The sequence below is a fragment of the Bacillus sp. FSL M8-0077 genome, assembly GCF_038050255.1.
Taxonomy (GTDB): domain Bacteria; phylum Bacillota; class Bacilli; order Bacillales; family Bacillaceae; genus Bacillus; species Bacillus altitudinis.
The window spans coordinates 1,576,163-1,601,386 of the sequence record NZ_JBBPAF010000001.1; the positions used below are offsets into that span (position 1 = coordinate 1,576,163).

General features: G+C 42.9%; 26 protein-coding genes, 1 riboswitch and 1 other annotated feature. All 26 genes read left to right on the forward strand.

The genetic code is table 11. From position 1 onward, the window contains the following. Positions 1-39: 39 nt before the first annotated feature. The 26 genes from NST57_RS08095 to cysC all read left to right on the forward strand — a co-directional run bounded on the left by NST57_RS08095 (position 40) and on the right by cysC (position 25,219). On the forward strand, positions 40-276 hold the full coding sequence (locus NST57_RS08095; RefSeq protein WP_008344958.1) for a YlmC/YmxH family sporulation protein: 237 nt from the start codon (positions 40-42) through the stop codon (positions 274-276). A gap of 211 nt (positions 277-487) precedes the next feature. After that, a complete protein-coding gene (gene pgeF / locus NST57_RS08100) occupies positions 488-1,351 on the forward strand; it encodes a peptidoglycan editing factor PgeF (RefSeq protein ID WP_341298366.1) in 864 nt (287 codons plus the stop codon). Between the two features lie 6 nt (positions 1,352-1,357). Then, positions 1,358-2,047, forward strand: coding sequence for a YggS family pyridoxal phosphate-dependent enzyme (locus NST57_RS08105; RefSeq protein WP_341298367.1), 690 nt, complete (start codon positions 1,358-1,360; stop codon positions 2,045-2,047). A 1-nt stretch (position 2,048) separates the two neighbouring features. Further along, the gene (sepF, locus tag NST57_RS08110; RefSeq protein ID WP_017359354.1) at positions 2,049-2,507 is read left to right on the forward strand and encodes a cell division protein SepF; all 459 of its coding nucleotides are present in this window, start codon (positions 2,049-2,051) and stop codon (positions 2,505-2,507) included. A gap of 9 nt (positions 2,508-2,516) precedes the next feature. Next, positions 2,517-2,795 (forward strand): YggT family protein, encoded by a 279-nt coding sequence (locus NST57_RS08115; protein WP_445818817.1) that lies wholly within the window; start codon positions 2,517-2,519, stop codon positions 2,793-2,795. Positions 2,796-2,849: 54 nt separating this feature from the next. Continuing rightward, complete coding sequence (locus NST57_RS08120) at positions 2,850-3,626, forward strand: YlmH family RNA-binding protein (RefSeq protein WP_341298368.1); 777 nt, start codon at positions 2,850-2,852, stop codon at positions 3,624-3,626. Between the two features lie 26 nt (positions 3,627-3,652). After that, positions 3,653-4,147, forward strand: a complete 495-nt coding sequence (locus NST57_RS08125) for a DivIVA domain-containing protein (RefSeq protein ID WP_008344947.1) — start codon at positions 3,653-3,655, stop codon at positions 4,145-4,147. Positions 4,148-4,206: 59 nt separating this feature from the next. Beyond that, positions 4,207-4,444: a binding site (T-box leader), on the forward strand. A gap of 59 nt (positions 4,445-4,503) precedes the next feature. Beyond that, a complete protein-coding gene (gene ileS / locus NST57_RS08130) occupies positions 4,504-7,269 on the forward strand; it encodes an isoleucine--tRNA ligase (protein ID WP_341298369.1) in 2,766 nt (921 codons plus the stop codon). A 160-nt stretch (positions 7,270-7,429) separates the two neighbouring features. Further along, a complete protein-coding gene (locus NST57_RS08135) occupies positions 7,430-7,804 on the forward strand; it encodes a TraR/DksA family transcriptional regulator (protein WP_341298370.1) in 375 nt (124 codons plus the stop codon). Positions 7,805-7,898: 94 nt separating this feature from the next. After that, positions 7,899-8,366 carry a signal peptidase II gene (gene lspA, locus NST57_RS08140; protein WP_008344942.1) on the forward strand — a complete coding sequence of 156 codons (468 nt, stop codon included), beginning with the start codon at positions 7,899-7,901 and terminating at the stop codon, positions 8,364-8,366. Next, positions 8,363-9,277 carry an RluA family pseudouridine synthase gene (locus tag NST57_RS08145; RefSeq protein ID WP_142154994.1) on the forward strand — a complete coding sequence of 305 codons (915 nt, stop codon included), beginning with the start codon at positions 8,363-8,365 and terminating at the stop codon, positions 9,275-9,277. The genes lspA and NST57_RS08145 overlap by 4 nt, the downstream gene beginning before the upstream one ends. A 170-nt stretch (positions 9,278-9,447) precedes the next feature. Next, positions 9,448-9,990: a bifunctional pyr operon transcriptional regulator/uracil phosphoribosyltransferase PyrR gene (pyrR, locus tag NST57_RS08150; protein ID WP_007499718.1), complete on the forward strand. Its 543-nt coding sequence runs from the start codon at positions 9,448-9,450 to the stop codon at positions 9,988-9,990. Positions 9,991-10,145: 155 nt separating this feature from the next. Then, on the forward strand, positions 10,146-11,474 hold the full coding sequence (locus tag NST57_RS08155) for a uracil-xanthine permease family protein (protein ID WP_024720322.1): 1,329 nt from the start codon (positions 10,146-10,148) through the stop codon (positions 11,472-11,474). 130 nt (positions 11,475-11,604) lie between these two features. Continuing rightward, entirely contained in the window at positions 11,605-12,528 is a 924-nt protein-coding gene (locus NST57_RS08160) for an aspartate carbamoyltransferase catalytic subunit (RefSeq protein WP_142154995.1), read from the forward strand. Continuing rightward, on the forward strand, positions 12,512-13,798 hold the full coding sequence (locus NST57_RS08165) for a dihydroorotase (RefSeq protein WP_142154996.1): 1,287 nt from the start codon (positions 12,512-12,514) through the stop codon (positions 13,796-13,798). The genes NST57_RS08160 and NST57_RS08165 overlap by 17 nt, the downstream gene beginning before the upstream one ends. Beyond that, positions 13,795-14,889, forward strand: a complete 1,095-nt coding sequence (locus NST57_RS08170) for a carbamoyl phosphate synthase small subunit (protein WP_019743288.1) — start codon at positions 13,795-13,797, stop codon at positions 14,887-14,889. The genes NST57_RS08165 and NST57_RS08170 overlap by 4 nt, the downstream gene beginning before the upstream one ends. Further along, on the forward strand, positions 14,874-18,089 hold the full coding sequence (gene carB / locus NST57_RS08175; RefSeq protein WP_272754412.1) for a carbamoyl-phosphate synthase (glutamine-hydrolyzing) large subunit: 3,216 nt from the start codon (positions 14,874-14,876) through the stop codon (positions 18,087-18,089). Before NST57_RS08170 ends, carB begins: the two co-directional genes overlap by 16 nt. Next, positions 18,086-18,862 carry a dihydroorotate dehydrogenase electron transfer subunit gene (locus tag NST57_RS08180; RefSeq protein ID WP_341298371.1) on the forward strand — a complete coding sequence of 259 codons (777 nt, stop codon included), beginning with the start codon at positions 18,086-18,088 and terminating at the stop codon, positions 18,860-18,862. Before carB ends, NST57_RS08180 begins: the two co-directional genes overlap by 4 nt. Continuing rightward, positions 18,856-19,788, forward strand: a complete 933-nt coding sequence (locus tag NST57_RS08185; protein WP_142154999.1) for a dihydroorotate dehydrogenase — start codon at positions 18,856-18,858, stop codon at positions 19,786-19,788. The genes NST57_RS08180 and NST57_RS08185 overlap by 7 nt, the downstream gene beginning before the upstream one ends. Next, positions 19,760-20,464, forward strand: coding sequence for an orotidine-5'-phosphate decarboxylase (gene pyrF / locus NST57_RS08190; RefSeq protein WP_142155000.1), 705 nt, complete (start codon positions 19,760-19,762; stop codon positions 20,462-20,464). Before NST57_RS08185 ends, pyrF begins: the two co-directional genes overlap by 29 nt. Positions 20,465-20,471: 7 nt before the next feature. After that, the gene (gene pyrE / locus NST57_RS08195) at positions 20,472-21,110 is read left to right on the forward strand and encodes an orotate phosphoribosyltransferase (RefSeq protein WP_142155001.1); all 639 of its coding nucleotides are present in this window, start codon (positions 20,472-20,474) and stop codon (positions 21,108-21,110) included. A gap of 159 nt (positions 21,111-21,269) precedes the next feature. Beyond that, positions 21,270-21,372: riboswitch (SAM riboswitch) on the forward strand. Between the two features lie 116 nt (positions 21,373-21,488). Continuing rightward, entirely contained in the window at positions 21,489-21,593 is a 105-nt protein-coding gene (locus NST57_RS08200) for a DUF2292 domain-containing protein (RefSeq protein ID WP_373367998.1), read from the forward strand. Positions 21,594-21,638: 45 nt separating this feature from the next. Further along, a complete protein-coding gene (locus tag NST57_RS08205; RefSeq protein ID WP_008344917.1) occupies positions 21,639-22,340 on the forward strand; it encodes a phosphoadenylyl-sulfate reductase in 702 nt (233 codons plus the stop codon). A gap of 13 nt (positions 22,341-22,353) precedes the next feature. Beyond that, positions 22,354-23,418: an inorganic phosphate transporter gene (locus NST57_RS08210; protein ID WP_341298372.1), complete on the forward strand. Its 1,065-nt coding sequence runs from the start codon at positions 22,354-22,356 to the stop codon at positions 23,416-23,418. A 57-nt stretch (positions 23,419-23,475) separates the two neighbouring features. Continuing rightward, positions 23,476-24,612, forward strand: a complete 1,137-nt coding sequence (gene sat / locus NST57_RS08215; RefSeq protein ID WP_341298373.1) for a sulfate adenylyltransferase — start codon at positions 23,476-23,478, stop codon at positions 24,610-24,612. Between the two features lie 13 nt (positions 24,613-24,625). After that, complete coding sequence (gene cysC / locus NST57_RS08220; protein ID WP_142155005.1) at positions 24,626-25,219, forward strand: adenylyl-sulfate kinase; 594 nt, start codon at positions 24,626-24,628, stop codon at positions 25,217-25,219. Positions 25,220-25,224: the final 5 nt, after the last annotated feature.

Below are 25,224 nucleotides of genomic sequence, written 5' to 3' on the forward strand. Positions count from 1 at the left end.
TACATATTATAGTAGAAAACGAAAGGCGGGGAAGGACAGATGATCAGTATTTCTGAATTCCAAATCAAAGATGTCGTCGATGTGTCCAGCGGAAAAAAATTAGGTACCATTGGAGACATTGATATCAATGTTACGAGTGGTAAAATACAAGCGATTATCATTGGCGGTACAGGTAAAATGATGGGATTTTTCGGAAAAGAAGAGGAAATGATTGTCCCGTGGCGAAATATAGTAAAAATTGGCGAAGATGTGATACTTGTCCGTTTGTCTTCTTAATTCGTGTAAACTCCTCAATCAATATGTCAAATTTCCTTAAAATAAGCTCTCCATTCTCAGCAATCAATATCTTTTTCGGGTAAAAAGATTACGTTTTCATATCAATTTGAAAAAAAACCTGTAGAAAGGGCACATTTGAGTGTAATATTTAATGAATCCCACTAACTGTCTTTGCACGTCTTGTGGTAAAATAGGAGCGATATAAAGAGAGATGAATGAAAGGTGGGAGGCAGCTTTGATAGACAAATATGACCCCTTTCAGCAGAAATCACCTTATGCAATGATGATTCATGATTGGACGAACATGACATGTTCTGGAAAAGAGATATTGGCCGGCTTTACGACAAAAAATGGCGGCTTTAGCCTTTCTCCATATCAATCAATGAACACTGGACTCCATGTAGGAGATGATGCTTCTAGTGTCCAAATGAATCGTCAAGTCATTGCAGATGCTACTGCTGTGCCGCTCTCTAATTGGGTGTTTGCTGACCAAACACACGAGGATCGCATCATGAAAGTCACGAAGGAACATAAGGGAAGAGGAAGTCTTCAGTATGATGAAGCGCTCTCTAGAACAGATGGTTTATACACCTCTGAACCAAACATCATGCTCGCTCTTTGTTTCGCTGACTGTGTTCCGCTTTATTTTCTAGCGCCACAATCTGGGTTGATTGGAACGGCTCATGCCGGCTGGAAAGGAACCGTCAAACAAATTGGCGCCAACATGGTTGATGCATGGGTTCGCCAAGAAGGTGCCGAAGCCGATCATATACAAGTAGTTATTGGACCATCCATTGGCAGCTGCTGCTACATAGTAGATGATGTTGTCATAGATCAAGTGAAACAGCTTCCTTTTACAACAGAGGATGTGTATTCCGAGATTTCACAAGGACAATACAAAATTGACTTAAAAACATTAAACAAAAACGTATTACTTCATGCAGGATTAAAAGAAGAAAACATACATGTCAGTTCGATGTGCACAAGTTGCAATGAGCAGCATTTCTTCTCACACCGGCGTGATCAAGGAAAAACAGGACGTATGATGTCCTTTGTCGGGTTTAAGGAGGCATAAGTGCAATTGAATGTACGAGAGAATCTCAGACAAATAAATGAACAAATCAACGAAGCATGTAAAAGAGCAGGTAGACATCCAGACGATGTATCGGTTGTCGCTGTCACAAAATATGTCTCGATTGAACGAGCATTAGAAGCCAAGGATGCCGGCATTTTGCACTTTGGTGAAAATCGTGACCAAGGGTTACTTGAAAAACAGGCAGCCATAACCGATGAAAACATTAGCTGGCACTTCATCGGCAGTTTACAGACGCGAAAAGTGAAATCTGTCATTCAGACCATTGACTACTTACATTCGCTCGACAGAATGTCCCTTGCGAATGAAATTGAAAAAAGAGCGGATCACACGGTTCGCTGTTTTGTACAGGTGAACACATCACTTGAGGAGTCAAAACACGGCTTACAAAGCGAAGACGTGCTTCCATTTGTCAAACAGCTGGCTGATTTCAAACATATTGAAATTGCTGGAATCATGACGATGGCTCCATTTACAGATGATCATACTGTGATACGAAACTGTTTTAAAACATTAAAAAGCCTTCAACAAGAGGTAAAACAACTGAACCAAGTAAATGCACCTTGTCAGCATTTATCGATGGGCATGTCAAACGATTTTGAAATCGCAATTGAAGAAGGTGCGACATTTGTTCGGATTGGCTCTTCACTTGTTGGAAATGAAACAGGAGGTGCGTGACATGAGCATAAAAAATAAGTTTAAAAGCTTCTTCACACTCGATGATGAAGAGTATGAGTACGAATATATTGATGAAGAAAGAGAACCAGCACAAGAAGAAAAAAACACAAAAGATAAAGCGGCATTTCAAGAGCGTCCTCAGGCAGGAAAACAAAATGTCGTCAGCTTGCAAAGCGTGCAAAAATCCTCTAAAGTGGTGTTAAGTGAGCCGCGTGTTTATGCAGAGGCTCAGGAGATTGCAGACCATATTAAAAATCGGCGTGCAGTCGTTGTCAATTTGCAGCGCATTCAGCACGATCAAGCAAAGCGAATCATCGACTTCTTAAGCGGAACGGTTTATGCAATCGGTGGAGACATTCAGCGTATTGGCTCGAATATATTCCTCTGCACTCCTGATAATGTGGATGTATCTGGCACAATATCAGAGCTATTGACAGAGGAAGAACCTCAGAGGTGGTAAATCATAGTTATTCTAAATTTCATTTTTAATATTTTGGGTACGGTATTAACGATTTACTCATTCGCGATCATTATTTACATCTTTATGTCATGGGTGCCATCTGCAAGAGAAACATCGATGGGCCGCTTCTTGACAAACATTTGCGAACCGTATTTAGAACCATTCCGTAAAATTATTCCGCCAATTGGCATGATTGACATCTCGCCGATTGTGGCATTGCTTGTGATTCGTTTCGCATCATCGTATGGACTAACTGGTCTTTATAATATGATTGTACGATTCATGTAAACAGGCTGCCGGGCTTGGCATCTGCCAGGCTCTTTTACATAAAAGGGGAACAAAATGAGCGATATTTATCAACATTTTAGAAAAGACGAACAGCCATTTGTCGACCAAGTATTAGGCTGGAAAAACATCGCACTCGATCAATATCGAATGAAATTAACAGACTTTCTTGATCCGCGTGAGCAGTTCATTACCCAGTCCGTGATTCAGCATTCTGATGAACTCGGTCTCATGTTTTTTGGCGGGTATGAGGAAGCGGAGCGAAAAAGGGCTTTGATCTATCCTGATTATTTAGCACTGTCTATACAGGATTTCGAGCTGTCCTATTTCCAGGTGAACTATGCGAAAAAGTTTATTTCGATAGAACACCCAAATCTTCTCGGTTCGCTCATTGGGACAGGCCTGAAGCGTCAAAAATTCGGTGATTTGTTATTTTCAGAGGACAATGTGCAATTTATTTGTACAAGCGATGTCGCCGATTTTGTCCGGGCTCAGCTGACGCATGTCGGCAGAGCGTCTGTTTCATTAGAGGAAATCAGCAAGACAGATATTCAGCCAGTCATCAGCAAAACCGATATCAAAGAAGATACGATTTCTTCACTGCGGCTTGACGCTGTATGTGCTGCTGTCAGCCGTCAGTCTCGGCAAAAAGCACAGCTTTTGGTCAAAAATGGTCTTGTCAAAGTAAACTGGAAAGTCACTGAAGACCCTTCCTTTACAATTGGTGAAGGTGATCAGCTCTCTGTCAGGGGATTTGGCCGCTTTAGCTTAAAAACAATTGATGGGAAGACAAAAAAAGATAAATTCAAAGTAACATTTGAGCTTCTGACATAACGAATTTGAATCTGGAGGTGGCAAGGTTGCCATTAACACCTAATGATATTCATAATAAAACGTTCACAAAAAGTTTTCGCGGCTATGACGAAGATGAAGTAAATGAGTTTTTAAGCCAAGTACGTAAAGATTACGAGATCGTACTTCGCAAAAAGAATGAGCTTGAAGACAAAGTCAACGAGCTTGATGAAAGACTAGGCCATTTTGCAACAATTGAAGAAACATTAAACAAATCCATTCTTGTGGCGCAAGAAGCAGCAGAAGACGTGAAGCGTCATTCTGATAAAGAAGCGAAATTGATCATTCGTGAAGCTGAGAAAAATGCAGACCGTATTATCAACGAAGCGTTATCAAAATCAAGAAAGATTGCAATGGAAATCGAAGAGCTCAAGAAACAGTCGAAAGTCTTTAGAACTCGTTTCCAAATGCTCATCGAAGCTCAGCTTGATCTTCTGAAAAATGATGATTGGGATCATTTGCTGGAATATGAAGTTGACGCTGTCTTTGACGAAAAAGAATAAGCGGATCATCTTGACATGACGTGCTCATGTTGCATATAATACCATCATAAATTAACAAGAGATAAACGTTTGAAAGGGATACTCGCAGTTGTCACATGCGTAATTAAGCGAATCAGGGACGGTGGAAGCCTGACATTACGGGACGCTGCAATGAGATCACCCCTTTAGTTCCTTTTCTGAAATGAATGAGTAAGAAAAGGCGTCTGATCACGTTACGATTTTAGAGTGGATAAGCGGCAGTTTCAAAGCGCTTGTCTAAAAGGGTGGTACCGCGAGACAAGCCTTCTCGTCCCTTATGGGATGAGAGGGCTTTTTTTATTGTTTTTTAATACGAATTTGCATGTGGAGGAATAGGTATGAACTACAAAGACACCTTATTAATGCCAAAAACAGAATTCCCGATGAGAGGAAACTTGCCGAACAAAGAGCCTGAAATCCAAGAGGAGTGGGCAGAAAAAGACATCTATCAAATGGTTTTAGAGCGGACAAAAGGACGCCCAACCTTTATTTTGCATGATGGACCTCCATATGCGAATGGTGACATTCATATGGGGCACGCACTCAATAAAATCCTCAAAGATTTTATTGTCCGTTTTAAATCAATGAATGGATTCCATGCACCGTACGTACCGGGCTGGGATACACATGGCTTACCGATTGAAACAGCCCTTACGAAAAATAAAAAAGTCAAACGCAAAGAAATGTCGACAGCAGAATTCCGTAAACTATGTGAGGAGTATGCTTGGAAACAAATCGAAGGTCAACGCAATCAGTTTAAACGTTTGGGTGTAAGAGCAGACTGGGACAATCCATATGTGACATTGAAGCCTGAATACGAAGCGCAGCAAATTCTTGTCTTTGGTGAAATGGCGAAAAGAGGCTATATTTACAAAGGTCTTAAGCCTGTTAACTGGTCTCCATCAAGTGAATCAGCACTTGCTGAAGCAGAAATTGAATACAAGGACAAACGTTCACCATCGATTTACGTATCATTTAAAGTGAAAGATGGCAAAGGCGTACTTGAAAACGGAGAGCAGTTCATCATCTGGACAACAACACCTTGGACACTTCCTGCAAACCTTGGCATTTGTGTACATCCAAACCTAGAGTACAGTGTGCTTCAAGTGGGGGCTGAGCGATATGTCATCGCATCTGAGCTCGTTGAACAAGTGGCAAAAACACTTGGCTTTGAAGAGTACGAAGTTGTGAAAACCTTAAAAGGTAAAGAATTAGATAAGGTCGTTGCAGCACATCCAATTTACGATAGAGATTCTCTTGTGATGCTTGGCGATCATGTCACAACAGATGCAGGAACAGGCTGTGTTCACACAGCGCCAGGTCACGGGGAAGATGACTTTATCGTAAGTATGAAGTACGGTCTTGATGTGCTATGTCCAGTAGATGAAAAAGGTGTGATGACAGAAGAAGCACCTGGTTTTGAAGGACTGTTCTACGAGGATGCCAATAAAGCCATCACAGAACAGCTTGAAGCAAAAGGCGCATTGAAAAAGCTCGACTTTATCACGCACTCCTATCCGCATGACTGGAGAACGAAAAAACCAACAATTTATCGTGCAACTGCTCAGTGGTTTGCTTCCATTAAAGATTTCAGAGAAGCACTATTAGATAATATTAAAGAAACGAAATGGGTTCCAGCTTGGGGCGAAACGCGCCTGTTCAATATGGTGCGTGACAGAGGTGACTGGTGCATTTCAAGACAGCGTGTATGGGGCGTTCCGATCCCAGTCTTCTATGCTGAAAATGGTGAGCCGATCATCACAGATGAAACGATTCAGCACGTCTCTCAATTATTTAGAGAACACGGATCAAACATCTGGTTTGAAAAAGAAGCAAAGGAATTATTGCCTGCAGGCTTTACGCATCCAGGCAGCCCGAACGGTGAATTTACAAAAGAGCAGGATATCATGGATGTATGGTTTGATTCTGGCTCTTCTCACCAAGCGGTATTAGAAGAACGAGATGACCTTGTTCGTCCAGCAGACCTTTACCTTGAAGGTTCTGATCAATATCGCGGCTGGTTTAACTCATCTTTATCTACAGCAGTTGCTGTCACTGGAAAAGCGCCATATAAAGGTGTTCTCAGCCATGGCTTTACGCTTGATAAAGAAGGACGCAAGATGAGTAAATCATTAGGCAATACGATCGATCCGACGAAAGTGGCGAAGCAGCTTGGTGCGGAGATTCTTAGACTTTGGGTATCTTCTGTCAACTATCAAGCCGATCATCCAGTGTCTGATGACATTTTAAAACAAGTCGCAGAAGTTTACCGTAAAATCCGTAACACGTTCCGCTTCTTGCATGGTAACCTGTTTGACTTTGATCCAGCAGTCAATGCAGTACCGGTCGAAGAGCTTCGCGAAGTGGATCAATATATCTTAATCAAATTAAACAAATTGATTGATAAAGTGAAAAAAGCTTATGATGATTACGAATTTGCGGTTGTCTATCATGCCATCCACAACTTCTGTACGATTGAGCTTAGCTCTTTCTATCTCGATTTTGCAAAAGATGTGGTATACATTGAGCATGCGGATCATCCAGACCGCCGCAGCATGCAAACGGTCTTCTATGAAACATTAATGGCGTTAGTGAAGCTGACAGCACCAATTCTTCCGCATACAGCAGATGAACTATGGAGCCACTTAAGCTTTGTTGAAGAGCCAAGTGTTCAGTTAACAGATATGCCAGAAGGTGTAGCTGTTCCTCAAGCAGAAGCGACAGAAGTGAAGTTTGACCGCTTTATGGAAGTACGTGACGATGTGCTAAAAGCGCTGGAAATTGCGCGTAATGAGAAAGTCATCGGACGTTCACTTGAAGCGAGTGTGACCCTTTATGCAACAGAGGAAGTGAAAAACCTTCTTGCATCCATTAAAGAAGATGTGAAGCAGCTCTTTATCATTTCTGAGTTAACAGTAGAAGATGAGAAGCATGCAGACGCATCAGCGCCTGAATACACATCAGGACGTATTGTTGTTCAAAAAGCAGAAGGCGAACTGTGCGAACGCTCCCGCATTATTTCAAAAGATGTTGGCGCAAATCCAAAATACCCAACATTGTCGCTCAAAAATGCTGAAATTGTGGAGAAATATTACCAGAATTAACAGCACGATATCACCAACTAGCGCCCCGCATATAGCGGGGCGTTTTTGATATAGAGAAAATGACAGCGTTTAGAACGAAAGGAAAAAACTTATGGCTTTAAAGTGAACAGGAGGGGCAACAATATGATTATCACGACAGGGCAGGAGTTGAAACAGCGACATGAATGGCAATCTAGAGACGATTTACATGGAACTCCTTCAAATGAGAGAAGAACTGCAATCGAAACTGTTTGAATATGCATCATTGCGTTCACCCGCTGAACATGTCACTTTCGATCAAGCAAAAACGACCACGCTTCTTTATCACATCAAAGAAGAACTACAAGATGTTTCGCTCGCGATTGCAAAAATTGAACAAGGAACTTATGGCATATGCGAGGCGACAGGGCATACAATGCCTATTGAACAAATGATTATTCTTCCGACGGCCCGTACGACTGACGACTTTTTATATCATAAACAATACGAGAAAAAAGCATTCACCCCTTATCCTTACGAATCAAACGATTCTCATTTTGAAGCCTTCCACATGTAGGGAGGTTTTTGTCTGTCAACTAAAGTTTCTTTACTCCTACCTGTTTTCTTGATAAAATGCTTAAAGACCAAAGTATGAAGATGGAGGAACGTGTGTGTTCTATTACATAATCGCATTCGTGATAATTTGTTTAGATCAATTAACAAAATGGCTCATTGTCAAACATATGATGCTCGGTGATTCTATTCCTGTGATTGATGGCTTCTTTTACATCACATCCCACCGAAATTCAGGAGCCGCATGGGGGATTCTCCAAGGACAAATGTGGTTTTTCTATGTGATCACACTCGTTGTTATTGCAGGAATTGTTTATTATTTGCAAAAACATGGACAAAAGGACAAGCTGCTTGGTGTAGCGCTTGCCTTAATGCTTGGCGGAGCGATTGGGAACTTTATTGACCGTATTTTCCGTCAGGAAGTGGTTGATTTTGCTCATTTCGTATTCGGAGATTATCATTATCCGATCTTCAATATCGCAGATTCCTCTCTATGTGTGGGGGTCATTCTGCTCTTTATTCAAATGCTGTTAGATGGAAAGAAAAATAAGGAGTCAACTACATGAATCAAGTAAACATTGCCGTTACAGAAGAACAAACGAGTGAACGGCTTGATAAATTTTTAAGCACAACTGAACCAGAATGGTCAAGAACCCAAGTCCAGCAGTGGGTGAAAGATGGGCTCATCGAAGTAAATGGAAAACAAGTGAAGGCCAATTATAAAGTACAAGCCGGAGATCAAATCAAAGTAGAGATTCCAGATCCAGAAGCACTAGATGTAGAAGCCGAATCAATGGATCTTGATATTTATTATGAGGATGAAGATGTACTAGTGGTCAATAAACCAAGAGGAATGGTCGTTCATCCAGCACCAGGACATGTGACAGGCACCCTTGTCAATGGACTTATGGCTCATTGCAATGATTTGTCAGGCATTAATGGTGTGATGAGACCTGGAATTGTCCACCGGATTGATAAAGATACGTCAGGGCTTTTAATGGTCGCAAAAAATGATATGGCGCATGAATCACTCGTCAATCAGCTGGTAGCGAAAACGGTCACTAGAAAATACACAGCCGTTGTTCATGGCATCATTCAGCATGATACTGGAACGATTGATGCACCTATTGGCCGAGACAAAAAAGACCGCCAGAGCATGACGGTCACAAAAGAAAATGCAAAGCAGGCAGTCACTCATTTTGATGTGATGGAGCGCTTTAAAGACTTTACCGTTGTAGAATGCCGCCTAGAAACAGGAAGAACCCACCAAATTCGTGTTCATATGAAATACATTGGCTATCCGCTTGCAGGAGATCCAAAATATGGACCGAGAAAAACGGTTGATTTCAATGGACAACTGCTGCATGCAGGCGTGTTAGGATTTGATCATCCTAGAACAGGAGAATATATGGAGTTTACAGCTCCAATTCCAGCTGATATGCGGGGCTTTATCGATTCATTAAGAAATAACGATTGACAGGCCATTCTTTTTTTGAAATAATAAACGAAGAAATTGAGATTCTTTAAAACAGTCCAGAGAGGCTGAGAAGGATAACGGATCAATTTGTGCATGTGTATGTACAAATGAACGCCCCTCTCTGCCCTTTGCAGAAGGGGCTTTTTATTTGTCAAAAAGAGGTGTAAAAGATGGAACAAAAAGCAGTCATTCTTGATGAACAAGCGATAAGACGAGCGCTTACCCGTATTGCACATGAAATGATTGAGCGCAACAAAGGGATGAAGGATGTCATCCTAGCCGGGATCAAGACAAGAGGCATTCATCTTGCAAAGCGCCTTGCAGAGCGCATCGAGCAAATTGAAGGAAACCCAGTGACTGTGGGTGAACTTGATATTACGCTTTACCGTGATGACCTGACAAAAAAGACAGAGAACCAAGACCCGCTTGTTAAGGGTGCAGACATCCCAGCTGACATTAATGACAAAACACTCATTGTCGTAGATGATGTGCTGTTCACAGGTAGAACCGTCAGAGCGGCTATGGATGCGCTTGTGGATGTAGGAAGACCTTCTTCCATTCAGCTGGCTGTTCTAGTCGACCGGGGACACCGGGAGCTGCCGATTCGAGCGGATTATATCGGGAAAAACATCCCGACATCAAAAGCAGAGACAGTCATGGTTCAGCTCAATGAAGTAGATCAAAACGACCTTGTCGCTATATATGAAAAATAACCTTTTTAAATGCATTCCAGAGAGTTTGCAAAGAGGGCAATAACAGAGACACCGAGCACACGGCTAAAGTGACGTGTACGGTTTTTCTAGGCCTCTTTGCGCATACTCGCAAAGAGGCTTTTTTAATGAAAAAGGACACATCTAGGAGGAAAATCATGAGTCAGCAAAAAGCCAATTTAGGCATTCGAGATATCCCAAAACCGTTCACATGGCTGTCACTCAGCCTGCAGCACTTGTTTGCCATGTTTGGTGCAACCATTCTTGTACCAAAGATCATTGATATGAGCCCAGCCGTCGCGCTCATCTCAAGCGGGGTTGGAACCATTGTGTACTTAATCATCACAAGAGGGCAGATTCCGGCGTATCTTGGATCGTCCTTTGCCTTTATCGCCCCTATCTTGAATGTAAAAGCCACTGGCGGCCCTGGAGCTGCAATGGTAGGTGCCTTTATGGCGGGTGTGGCTTATGCACTCATCGCATTATTTATCAAATGGCTCGGCACAGGCTGGCTAATGAAGCTTCTGCCTCCTGTCGTTGTAGGACCCGTCATTATGGTTATCGGACTCGGACTCGCTGGAACAGCTGTTAACATGGCGATGTACGTGGATCCGAATGCAAAGGAGCTTGTCTACAGCCTTAAGCACTTAATGGTTGCAGGCTTCACGCTCGCAGTCACCATTATCAGTATGATCTTCCTAAGAGGATTCCTTAGCTTGATTCCAGTCTTAATCGGCATTATCAGCGGCTACCTCTTTGCCTTAACACAAGGCATTGTGAACTTCCAGCCGGTCATTGATGCAAAATGGTTTGCTGTTCCAGACTTTGTTGTACCATTTGTCGACTATACACCTGCTGTGACTTTAAGCATTCTCACAGTGATGGTGCCGGTTGCCTTTGTGACCATGTCTGAGCACATCGGCCATCAAGTCGTGTTAAGTAAGGTGGTCGGGCAGGATTTTATTAAAAAACCAGGTCTTCACCGCTCCATTTTAGGAGACAGTGCGGCGACAATCTTCGCTTCACTCATCGGCGGACCTCCAACAACGACTTATGGAGAGAACATTGGTGTCCTTGCCATCACAAGAGTGTTCAGTATCTTCGTCATCGGCGGAGCAGCGGTGTTTGCGATCTGCTTCGGCTTTGTTGGGAAAATTTCAGCATTAATCAGTACAGTACCATCCGCAGTTATGGGAGGCGTTTCGTTCCTGCTCTTTGGAATCATTGCTTCAAGCGGACTGCGAATCCTGATTGATCATAAAGTAAATTTTGAAGAAAAGCGCAATCTCATTATCGCATCAGTTATCTTAGTCATTGGAATTGGCGGGGCATTTATTGAGGTGAAACAAATCAATCTGACGCTGTCAGGAATGGCACTCGCTGCCATTACTGGCGTCCTGTTAAACATGATTCTGCCGCATCAGAAGGCAGAAGATGATGAGTCAAATGAATCGAATACCGAAAACCTTTTAAAAGAAGTCCAGTGAGGCTGACAAGGGTTCTAAACGGAGCAGAACGTGCGAAAGCACCCCTGCTTCTTTTGGAGAACCCTAAGCTGCCGAGGCTTAGGGTTTTTTTGAACCTGAAAGTGATGAAAAACTAGAGGGGGCAGAAAAAATGAATGATTTATCGACAATGAGCAGCTTGTCAAAGGAAGAAATTTTACAGTTGATTGAAGAAGCATGTGCATTGAAAAAAGGGAAACAGGAACATGGTTTAGTAGGTGAATTTGTAGCGAACCTCTTCTTTGAGCCAAGTACAAGAACGCGTTTTAGCTTTGAGGTGGCAGAGAAGAAACTTGGAATGAATGTGCTGAACCTAGACGCAGCAAGTACCTCTGTTCAAAAGGGAGAGACCCTTTACGATACAGTGAAAACACTTGAATCCATCGGAGTCAAGGCATGTGTCATCAGAGACAGTACAGACGAATATTACAAAGAGCTGATTGGGAAGGTTGGGATTCCAATCATTAATGCTGGAGATGGCTGCGGACAGCACCCTACACAATCATTGCTGGATTTGATGACGATCTTCGAAGAGTTTGGCGGTTTTGAAGGCTTAACGATCTCGATTCATGGTGATATCAAACATAGCAGGGTGGCAAGGTCCAATGCTGAAGTCCTCGCAAGACTAGGAGCGACAGTGCTCTTTTCAGGACCAGCTTCCTTCCAAGATGAACAAAATCCTCATGGAACGTATGTCGAAGTGGACGAAGCCATGAAGCGGTCTGACGTGGTGATGCTGCTGAGAATTCAGCATGAAAGGCACTCAGAAAAGATGGGCAATGATGGTTACTTATCGACTTATGGATTAACAGTAGACAGGGCAAGCAAAATGAAAGAAAGAGCAATTATTATGCATCCAGCACCAGTAAATAGAGGTGTTGAAATAGATGATTCATTAGTAGAGTCAAAACAGTCAAGGATTTTCAAACAAATGGAAAATGGTGTGTATATCCGAATGGCTGTGTTAAAAAGAGCTTTTCAAAATAGCAGACTACATCAAAAAGGGAGAGATTCTGTCTATGTCATATCTCATTAAAAACGGTTTTATCTTAACAAGCACAGGGGAAAAAGTGCAGCAGGATATTAGAGTAGAAGGAGAAGTGATTCAAGCAATGGGTCACTTAGAAAGAGAAGACGGAGAAGAAGTCATTGATGCAGCAGGGCTATTTGTATCACCAGGTTTGATTGATCTGCATGTGCATTTAAGAGAGCCAGGCGGCGAGAAAAAAGAAACCATTGAAACAGGGTCTAAGGCAGCAGCAAGAGGCGGGTATACAACCATTGCAGCGATGCCGAATACACGACCAGTTCCAGATACAAAAGAACAAATGGAATGGCTGATGAATCGAATCAAAGAGACCTCATCTGTAAGAGTACTGCCATACGCTTCCATCACGACGAGACAAATTGGCGAAGAGATGACAGACTTTGCAGCGTTAAAAGAAGCGGGCGCTTTTGCCTTTACGGATGACGGTGTTGGTATTCAAACAGCAGGCATGATGTACGAAGCAATGAAAAAGGCAGCAAGCCTTGATCAAGCCATAGTGGCGCACTGTGAAGATAACTCACTCATCTATGGAGGATGCGTTCATGAAGGAGACTTTTCAAAAGCAAATGGGTTAAACGGGATACCGTCAATTTGTGAATCGGTGCATATTGCAAGAGATGTCCTCTTAGCAGAAGCAGCGAATTGTCACTATCATGTATGTCATATCAGTACAAAGGAATCCGTCCGAGTGGTACGCGATGCAAAAAAAGCAGGCATTCGTGTGACGGCTGAGGTCTCTCCACATCACCTTCTCTTATGTGATGCAGACATTCCAGGTCTTGACACAAACTATAAAATGAATCCGCCGCTCAGAGGAGCAGAAGATCGCGAGGCACTGATCGAGGGGCTTTTAGATGGCACGATTGATTTTATTGCCACAGACCATGCACCGCATACAGAAGAAGAAAAGAACGAAACGATGCAGAGGGCACCTTTTGGGATTGTCGGACTTGAAACAGCATTCCCGCTTCTGTACACACGTTTTGTGAAAACAGGGGAATGGACATTAAAAGAACTGGTTGATTATATGACCATTAAACCAGCAGAAGCCTTTGCTCTTCCATACGGAAAGCTGGAAGAAGGTCAAATCGCTGATATCACACTGATTGATTTAAACAAAGAAATGGCAATTGACAAAAAAAGCTTCTTATCTAAAGGACAAAATACACCGTTTGACAAATTGACTGTATCAGGATGGCCGGTCATGACACTTGCATCTGGGAAAGTCGTTTATGAAGAGGGGAGACTAGTAAAATGAAGAGACGCTTAGTGCTAGAAAACGGAACAGTATTCGAAGGAACAGGCTTTGGCAGCTTAGAACCGTCAGTCGGAGAAGTCGTCTTTAATACAGGGATGACAGGCTATCAAGAGATTTTGTCTGACCCGTCGTACTGCGGACAAATTGTCACACTCACTTACCCGCTGATCGGCAACTACGGCATTAACCGTGATGATTTTGAATCGATCACACCGTTTGTGAAAGGGCTGATCGTGAAAGAGCTTTGTGAAAAGCCTTCAAACTGGCGCTCTTCATACTCACTTGATGAGTATTTAAAAATGAAAAATATCCCGGGTCTTAGCGGCATTGATACACGCAAGCTCACGCGCATGATTCGAAGTGCAGGTACATTAAGAGGAGCTTTTGCAGGACCGGATGAACAAGTAGAAGACGTTGTGAGCCGCCTTCAAACGATGCAGCTGCCAACAGATCAAGTAAGCCAAGTATCTGTGAAAAATGCGTATCCAAGCCCAGGAAGAGGAAAAAGAATTGTGCTTGTCGATTTCGGCATGAAGCACGGCATTTTACGCGAGCTCAATAAGCGAGATTGTGATGTCATTGTGGTGCCATACAATATCACGGCAGATGAAGTATTACAGTTAAAACCAGACGGCATCATGCTTTCAAACGGACCTGGGGATCCAGTTGATGTACCAGAAGCGGTTGAAATGATTCAGCAACTGATTGGAAAGGTACCACTCTTTGGTATCTGTCTAGGACATCAGTTATTCGCGCTTGCGTGCGGTGCAAGTACAGAAAAAATGAAATTTGGGCATAGAGGATCCAATCATCCAGTCAAAGAACTAGCAACTGGCAAGGTAACTCTGACGTCTCAAAACCACGGTTACACGGTTAGCGCCATTAATGAAGACGTGCTTGAAGTCACACATATTGCGCTAAATGACAACACCATTGAAGGATTAAAACATAAAGAAGCACCAGCATTTACTGTCCAGTATCACCCAGAAGCATCACCGGGTCCAGAAGATGCGAACTACTTATTTGACGAGTTCATGGACATGATTCATACAACTGAGAAAGAAGGGGAAGAAGTATGCCAAAACGCGTAGATATCAAAAAGATTTTAGTGATCGGTTCAGGTCCAATCATCATCGGTCAGGCAGCGGAGTTTGACTATGCAGGCACACAGGCTTGCTTAGCGCTAAAAGAAGAGGGCTATGAAGTCGTTCTTGTGAACTCTAACCCTGCAACGATCATGACAGATACAGAAATGGCCGATAAGGTATACATCGAACCACTGACACCAGAATTTTTAACACGAATCATTCGAAAAGAACGTCCTGATGCGATTCTGCCAACACTTGGCGGACAAACTGGATTGAACCTTGCTGTTGAATTATCAGATCTTGGTGTACTCGCTGAATGCGGTGTTGAAGTACTAGGCACAAAGCTATCAGCTATTCAAAAAGCAGAGGACAGAGATTTATTCCGTAATCTAATGAATGAATTAAATGAACCTGTACCAGAAAGTGAAATCATCCATAACCTTGAAGAAGCGATGGCATTCACAGATCAAATCGGTTTCCCGGTCATTGTTAGACCAGCCTATACACTAGGCGGAACAGGCGGCGGAATTTGTACAAATGAGCAAGAATTAAAAGAAATCGTCGAGAATGGACTGAAGTTAAGTCCTGTGACACAATGTTTGCTTGAAAAAAGTATCGCAGGCTTTAAAGAAATTGAATATGAGGTCATGCGTGACAGCGGAGATCATGCCATTGTGGTTTGTAACATGGAAAACTTTGATCCTGTCGGCATCCACACAGGTGACAGTATCGTTGTGGCACCAAGTCAAACGCTAAGTGATCGTGAATATCAGCTGCTTCGTAATGTGTCACTCAAGCTGATCCGTGCACTTGGCATTGAAGGCGGATGTAACGTACAGCTGGCGATTGATCCAGACAGCTTCCAATACTATATTATCGAAGTAAACCCCCGCGTGAGCCGTTCTTCTGCTCTTGCGTCTAAAGCAACTGGATATCCAATTGCAAAACTTGCAGCGAAAATCGCAGTCGGCTTAACACTTGATGAAATGATGAACCCAGTCACAGGCAAAACATATGCAGCGTTCGAGCCAGCACTTGACTATATTGTTTCAAAAATCCCGCGCTGGCCTTTCGATAAATTTGAATCTGCCAACAGACGACTTGGAACACAAATGAAAGCAACTGGTGAAGTCATGGCGATTGGCCGCACATTAGAAGAGTCTCTTTTAAAGGCTGTGCGTTCACTTGAAGCGGATGTGCATCACATTGAATTAAAAGACGAAGCGGACATTACAAACGAAGTGCTTGAAAAGCGGATTATCAAAGCAGGAGATGAGCGTCTGTTTTATATCGCTGAGGCGCTAAGAAGAGGCTATAGCGTCGAACAGATTCATGAATTCTCGAAAATTGATTATTTCTTCCTTCATAAGCTGGAAGGCATCATCGCATTTGAAAAGACACTAAAAGAAAACAAAGGCAATGTAGACGTTTTAAAAGAAGCGAAAGAAAAAGGTTTCTCAGATATTTATATTAGCCGCGAATGGAATATGAATGAGGCAGATGTCTATAACCTAAGAACAGAAGCAGGCATCGTTCCTGTGTATAAGATGGTGGACACATGTGCGGCAGAATTTGAATCAGAAACACCGTATTTCTACAGCACATATGAAGATGAAAATGAATCCGAACGAACAGATAAGAAAAGTGTCATCGTGCTAGGCTCAGGTCCAATCAGAATCGGACAAGGAGTAGAATTCGATTATGCGACCGTTCATTCAGTGTGGGCAATCAAACAAGCAGGCTATGAAGCCATTATTATTAACAACAACCCTGAAACCGTCTCAACAGACTTTAGTATTTCAGATAAGCTCTACTTTGAACCACTCACTGTAGAAGATGTGATGCACATCATCGACCTTGAACAACCAGAAGGTGTCGTTGTTCAGTTTGGCGGACAAACAGCGATTAACTTAGCAGATGAATTATCAAATAGAGGGGTTAAGATACTTGGAACTTCACTTGAAGACCTTGACCGTGCGGAAAACCGTGACAAGTTTGAACAAACATTAGAAACACTCGGCGTGCCGCAGCCAAATGGAAAGACAGCGACGTCTGTGCCAGAAGCAGTAGCCATTGCGAATCAAATCGGTTACCCCGTGCTTGTCCGTCCTTCCTATGTATTAGGCGGCCGTGCAATGGAAATTGTGTATCAAGAAGCTGAGCTCCTTCACTACATGGAGAATGCGGTGAAAGTCAATCCGCAGCACCCCGTGCTCATTGACAAGTATTTGACAGGAAAAGAAATTGAAGTAGATGCTGTGTCTGACGGAGAAACGGTTGTCATACCAGGCATTATGGAACACATTGAAAGAGCCGGAGTTCACTCTGGAGACTCCATCGCGGTCTACCCGCCGCAAACTTTGTCTGAGGACATCAAAGCGAAAATCGCAGAATATACGATTAAACTCGCAAAAGGCCTTAACATCATTGGGCTTTTGAACATTCAATTTGTGCTATCAAAAGGAGAAGTGTACGTACTTGAAGTGAATCCGCGTTCAAGCAGGACTGTCCCATTCTTAAGTAAAATTACAGGCATTCCAATGGCGAACTTAGCTACAAAGGTTATTTTAGGAGAAAAACTGAAAAACTATGGCTACCAAGAAGGACTTCATGTTGAGCAAGAAGGCGTATATGTTAAAGTCCCAGTCTTCTCTTTTGCAAAACTAAGAAGAGTAGATATTACACTAGGGCCTGAAATGAAATCAACAGGTGAAGTCATGGGGAAAGATGTCACAATCGAAAAAGCCCTCTACAAAGGGTTGATTGCATCAGGCATTCAAATTCCAAAAGACGGAACGGTTCTCTTGACAGTGGCTGATAAAGATAAAGAAGAAGGACTTGAGATTGCAAGAAGATTCCATTCCATCGGCTATCATATTTTAGCAACAGAAGGAACAGCGAATTACTTAAAACAAGCCTCCATTCCATCAAGTGTTGTCGGCAAAATAGGAGAAGAAGGAAAGAATCTGCTGGATGTCATTCGAAATGGTGAAGCCCAATTTGTCATCAACACCTTAACAAAAGGAAAACAGCCGGCAAGAGACGGCTTTAGAATTAGACGTGAATCTGTTGAAAATGGTGTCGCTTGCTTAACGTCACTAGATACAGCGGAAGCGATTTTAAGAGTGCTAGAGAGCATGACATTTAGAGCAGATGAAATGCCAGAAGTGAAAACGAATGCTGAGGTGACAGTAACGATATGAAAAAAGCATACTTGACGGTCGTCTCAAACCGAGAGATCGCTGATCATATTTACGAAATGACATTAAAGGGTGATCTTGTTGAATCCTTTCAAACAGCTGGACAGTTTCTTCATATAAAGGTCAGTGAATCCATGACACCGCTGCTGAGAAGACCGATCAGTATTGCCAACATTCATGCCGAAAAGCAAGAAGCAACCATCATTTACCGCGCAGAGGGAGAGGGCACAAAGCTCCTTTCCCAAAAGCAGGCGGGAGAGTCAGTCGATGTGTTAGGACCGCTTGGAAACGGCTATGACCCTTCAGTCGTTCAGGCTGGACAGACCGCATTATTAGTCGGTGGAGGAATCGGTGTGCCTCCGCTATATGAACTGTCTAAGCGGTTAACGAAAAAAGGCGTCATCGTAAAACATGTTCTCGGTTTTCAATCGAAAAAGGATGTATTTTATGAGGAGAAGTTTCAAGCACTCGGAGATACGTTTATCGCAACCGTTGATGGGACATATGGCTCGAAAGGTTTCGTGACAAATGTCATTGAAGAGAATGAGCTGGATTTTGATGTCTTGCTTTCCTGTGGACCGACACCTATGTTAAAAGCACTAAAAGACTCTTATCCCGATAAGCCTGTCTATATCTCAATGGAAGAACGAATGGGCTGCGGAATCGGTGCATGCTTTGCATGTGTTTGTCATACCGATCAGCACGAGAAACCGTACGTTAAAGTTTGTCTGGATGGACCTGTATTTAAAGCGGAGGAGGTGGCGCTATCATGCTAAACATCGAATTACCCGGCTTATCTTTAAAAAATCCAATCATCCCTGCATCAGGCTGTTTTGGATTTGGAAAAGAATTCGCTTCATTATATGACCTTTCCTTGCTGGGTGGCATCATGATTAAGGCCACGACCCTTGAACCGAGATTTGGCAACCCGACACCTAGGGTAGCTGAGACAGGAGCCGGTATGCTGAATGCGATTGGTCTCCAAAATCCAGGTCTAAAAGGCGTGCTTGAACATGAATTACCTTGGCTTGAGCAGTTCGATACCCCTATTATTGCCAATGTTGCTGGATCACAAGTTGATGATTATGTTGAAGTAGCAAAGCAAATTAGTCAAGCAAGCAATGTTCACGCCCTTGAACTGAATATCTCGTGTCCGAATGTGAAAACAGGCGGAATTGCCTTTGGGACCGATCCAGAAATGGCGGCTACATTGACAAAAGCCGTCAAGGACGTTTCCTCCGTCCCTGTTTATGTGAAGCTGTCACCTAATGTAGCCAATATCGTTGAGATTGCTAAAGCGATTGAATCGGCTGGAGCGGATGGACTCACCATGATCAATACCTTGATTGGGATGCGTTTAGATTTAAAAACAGGCAAACCCATTCTTGCCAATAAAACAGGCGGATTATCAGGTCCTGCTGTAAAACCTGTTGCCATCCGAATGGTGCATGAGGTCAGTCAGGCCGTTTCTATTCCGATTATTGGGATGGGCGGGGTGCAAAGCGCTGAAGATGTACTTGAATTTTTACTAGCTGGCGCAAGTGCGGTAGCTGTTGGTACAGCCAATTTTGTGAACCCATTTATTTGCCCGGAAATCATTGATGAACTGCCGAATGTGTTAGCGGCTTATGGGTATTCATCTGTAGAGGAATGCATCGGAAGGAGCTGGAAACATGAAGCATTTGCCCATCATCGCGCTTGATTTTCCATCAGGACAGGAGGCGCACGCCTTTTTAGATCATTTTGAAGGTACTCCATTATTCGTAAAGGTTGGCATGGAGCTGTTTTACCAAGAAGGGCCTGTCATTATTGACGCACTGAAAGAAAAAAATTGCCGTATTTTCCTTGATCTGAAGCTTCATGACATTCCAACAACCGTGCAAAAAGCAATGAACAGGCTTGCTGCACTTGGGGTTGATTTGGTGAATGTGCATGCAGCCGGCGGGAAAAAAATGATGCAGGCGGCCGTAGAGGGGCTTGAAAGCGGAACTCCTGCCGGGCAAAATCGCCCGGGCATTATTGCAGTGACCCAGCTGACAAGCACGTCAGAAGATATGATGAAAAAAGAATTACTAATTAACCGCCCATTGCAAGAGGCTGTGCTTCATTATGGACAATTGGCATATGAAAGTGGACTTGATGGTGTGGTGTGCTCTGTTCATGAATCAAAACAGCTTCATGAACAAATCTCTCCCTCCTTTCTCACTGTCACACCAGGAATTCGCTTACCGAATGATCAAACGGATGACCAAAAGCGTGTGGCGACACCTGCCTTTGCCAAAGAGCAGGGTGTTTCACAGATTGTTGTGGGAAGATCTATCACAAAAGCCACAAACCCAGTGGAAGCTTATCAACAAATTTTGAAAGAGTGGGAGTGACTGCCGGATGAAAACGAAAATCGCGAAGCATTTATTACAAATCAAAGCTGTCTCTTTAAAACCAGACGAACCATTTACATGGGCGAGCGGCATCAAATCACCGATTTACTGTGACAATCGCCTCACCTTGTCTTATCCTGAGGTCAGAGGGGATATTGCGGAAGGATTAAAAGATTTGATTCTCACTCATTTTGAAGGAGCGGAAGTTGTCGCAGGTACAGCTACAGCTGGCATTCCTCATGCGGCATTAGCAGCTGATCGTCTGAACGTACCGATGTGTTATGTAAGAAGTAAACCAAAAGCACACGGAAAAGGAAATCAAATTGAAGGAGCTATATCGCCTGGCCAAAAGGTGGTTGTCGTAGAAGACCTCATCTCAACTGGAGGCAGCGTTCTTGAAGTTGTTGCTGCTCTAGAAGAAGAAGGCTGTGACGTACTCGGAGTTGCAGCGATCTTCACTTATGGACTGCCAAAAGCAACTGCGGCTTTTCAAGAGAAAAACATTCCCTATGTCACGCTGACAGACTATGACACGCTGACAGAAGTGGCACTTGAGCTAAAAGCAATCGAGCCTTCTGCTATGAATAAACTAAAACGCTGGAGACAGGATCCTTCGTCTGAATCTTGGATGGAAGAAACGGTCTAAAAAGCTTGTCTTGTTTTAAAAAAGCTGTGCGGCGCTGCACAGTTTTTTCATTTGGTTAAAAATAGTAAAATAGACTCAAATTTAAATAAAAACTAATCCTATCAACAAAGTCGGGTTGACTTTTGTTTGAATTGTGTTAATATTTAATACAAATTAAAACTCTTATCCAGAGAGGTGGAGGGACTGGCCCGATGAAGCCCGGCAACCTGCGATTTGCAAGGTGCTACTTCCTGCAAAATGATTCTATTTTGAAAGATAAGGAAATCGTGAGCTTCCTCATCTTTCTTTCGGACTGAAAGAAAGTTTTTTTATTTTAACGGTGAGGAGGAAGAGGAGATGGAACTGAAACAAAACCAGGATGAGGACTTAGTGAAGCACATGCAAGAGCTGATTGGGGATATGAAATTCGGTTCAATTACGTTGGTCGTTCAGGACGGTCAAGTGATTCAAGTGGAAAAAAATGAAAAAATCAGATTAAAGTAGTGCGGAGAATAGCAATAGAAGCAGTACTCCGGAAGGGGAGAAACAATGTTAACTTATGAAAATTGGCAAGAGCCGTCCATTACATTTCAAGAGGACGATTTGTATAAAGGGGCCCTATCTGTGCTGAAATGGGCGTACGGCCACTATGGTGATCAGCTCGTTTATGCATGCAGTTTTGGCATTGAGGGCATTGTCCTGATCGATCTTATTGCGAAAGTAAAAAAAGATGCAAGAATTGTCTTTTTAGATACAGGTCTGCATTTTAAGGAAACATACGACACCATTGATGCAGTTAAGGAAAGATATCCTGGTTTAGACATCGTGCTGAAAACACCTGAGCTGACGGTGGAAGAGCAGAATGAGCAGCATGGTGATAAATTATGGGAAACGAATCCTCAAAGCTGCTGCCATATGCGAAAGGTCATTCCGTTGCAAGAGGCACTATCTGGCTATCCGGCATGGCTGTCTGGTTTAAGAAGAGAGCAGTCGCCTAAACGAGCAGGTACGAATTTCTTAAATAAGGATGAAAAATTTCAATCAGTCAAAGTATGTCCGCTCATCCACTGGACGTGGAAGGACATATGGAGATATGCGTCTAGAGAGGATCTTACTTATAATCCGCTGCACGACCAAGGATATCCGAGCATCGGGTGTGCACCATGTACACAGCCGGCATTTACTGCTGATGATTTGCGTTCTGGAAGATGGTCAGGGACAGCAAAGACTGAGTGCGGATTACATGAGTAAGGGAGCATAATGTATGGAAATCGCCGCAATTTTATTTAGCTTATTCTTTGCTTTAAACATTGGCGCAAGTGGAGCAGCCGCTTCGATGGGCATCGCATATGGATCAGGTGCGATCAAAAAGCCAATCTATGCTCTCAGCGTTTGTGCAGTTGGAATATTAGCAGGTTCAGTGATTGGCGGCGGTGAGGTCGTCAAAACGATCAGCTCTGGGATTATGCCGGAATCTGTCATTTCACTTGAAATTGTGTGTATCATCATTGGCTCGGCCGCATTATCACTTTTCATAGCGAATCTCTTGGCCATCCCTTTATCCACAAGTGAGGTCACAGTAGGAGCTGTGGTTGGTGTGGCAGCCGCATATAAAGTGCTGTATGTGAAATCGATCTTAGTCATTGTCTCTTTTTGGGTGATTATTCCGATTGTTGCCTTTGTTTTTACCTTTGCTGTTGTCAAAATCATCAGATTGTTCCCTAAACGAACATTATCCAAAAAAGGTACATTGATTTTATCTGTTGTTTTGGTTATTAGTGGGTTTTTAGAAGCATTTTCAGCCGGCATGAACAATGTCGCCAATGCGGTCGGTCCGCTTGTCGCGTCAGGTGTTTTATCAGTCGGGCAAGGAACCCTTTACGGCGGAATCTTTGTGGCAATTGGGGCGCTTTTGCTAGGAAGAAGGGTGCTAGAAACAAACGGAAAGAAAATTACACGCTATCAAACGGGTGAAGGAATTCTATTATCGAGCACCGGTGCAGGACTTGTCATCGCCAGCTCTATTTTCGGGCTACCTGTTCCCCTTACTCAAATTACCTCCTCGTCCATTATTGGGCTTGGTATGGCAAAGAGTGGACCGAACATTTTTCATAAACATGTTGTGAAAAAAATGCTGAAAGTATGGGTCGTGTCACCTTTCTTATCACTCAGTCTATCGTATTTGCTGGTGAGCCTTTTGTTAAAAGGAGACTATTACTCTATCTTTATCATGATGAGTGTACTGCTTGCTTCACTAGGTGCACTGAGTCTTATGAAGGCAGTTAAAAATGAGAGCAGCTCGATTCATGAACAGGGCGGCGGGATTTAAATATAAATCCGACTATTAACATCTACTAAATATGAACATTGAGAGGAAGATGAACAAATGAGTTTAACACCACATGGTGGCGTATTAATTAATCGAGTAAATGAAGAATTTGATCTAAGCACAGCTGCGAAAGAAATTGAGCTGGATGCCATTTCTTTTGCAGACCTTGAACTCATTGCAATTGGCGGGTATAGTCCAATTGAAGGGTTTTTAACGAAAGCTGATTATGAAGCAGTTGTCAGCACTATGCGGCTAGCGAGTGGTGTCGTTTGGTCTCTTCCGATTACTTTGCCTGTCACGAAGGAAAAAGCAGCGGAGATCAATCAAGGTGACATTGTTCGTCTATCGTATAATGGAACAGTATACGGGGTCATAGAGGTGGAAGATCAATACACACCTGATAAGGAAAAAGAAGCAGTGAATGTGTATAAAACAGATGACCGTAATCACCCTGGGGTGAAAAAATTATTTGAACGCGGTGACACGTATATTGGTGGGAAAATTACACTGACAAAACGCAGTGAAAAACCTTTCCCGCAATTTACGTATGAGCCAGAAGAAACAAGAAAACATTTTAAAGAAAACGGCTGGAAAACCATTGTCGGTTTCCAAACGAGAAACCCAGTCCACCGTGCGCATGAATACATTCAAAAGACAGCACTGGAAACAGTGGATGGTCTATTTTTAAATCCGCTTGTTGGTGAAACAAAATCTGATGATATTCCAGCAGATGTAAGAATGAAAAGCTATCAAGTGTTACTGAACGGTTATTACCCGAAAGACCGCGTCTTTTTAGGTGTTTTTCCTGCTGCCATGCGTTATGCTGGACCAAAGGAAGCCATTTTTCATGCGCTTGTGCGTAAAAATTATGGCTGCACACATTTTATTGTCGGCAGAGATCATGCAGGTGTTGGTGATTATTATGGCACATACGAAGCGCAGGAGCTATTTGAGCAATTTACAAGCGAAGAAATTGGGATTACACCATTAAAATTTGAACACAGCTTTTACTGCAATACATGTGAAGCCATGGCTACACCAAAAACATGCCCACATGATAAAAGCGAACATGTCATTCTCTCAGGTACAAAAGTCAGAACGATGCTGAGAAATGGTGAATTACCACCGAGCACGTTCAGCCGAAAAGAAGTCATTGAAACATTAATCGAAGGATTAAAAACGACGGTGTCTTAAAGGAGGATATGACATGAGCAACGAACATATCGTGTGGCATGATTCATCTATTACTAAAAAAGAATATCAACAGAAAAACAACCATACAAGCGGGATCATTTGGCTGACAGGTCTAAGCGGTTCAGGTAAATCGACGATCGCCAACGCAGCGGCTCGAGAGCTGTTTAAACAGGGGTACCAAGTGACAGTTCTTGACGGCGATAACGTACGCCATGGACTCAATAAAGACTTAGGCTTTTCAGATGACGACAGAAAAGAGAACATTCGGCGCATCGGTGAAGTGGCGAAATTATTTGTTGAGCAAGGGACGATTGTCATTACTGCTTTTATTTCACCATTTCAAGAAGACCGCCAAATCGTGAGACAGTTAGTCGAAGACGGAGAGTTTCACGAAGTGTTTGTGAAATGTGATCTGAACGTGTGTGAAGAGCGTGATCCAAAGGGGTTATATAAAAAAGCAAGAAACGGCGAAATTCCATTTTTCACGGGAATCGATTCACCATACGAAGAGCCAGCTGCGCCTGAGCTCGTCCTAGATACAGGTGAATTATCACGCGAGGAGTCAAAACAGCGCCTTGTTGATTATGTAAAGGGTAAAACGAAATAATCGCC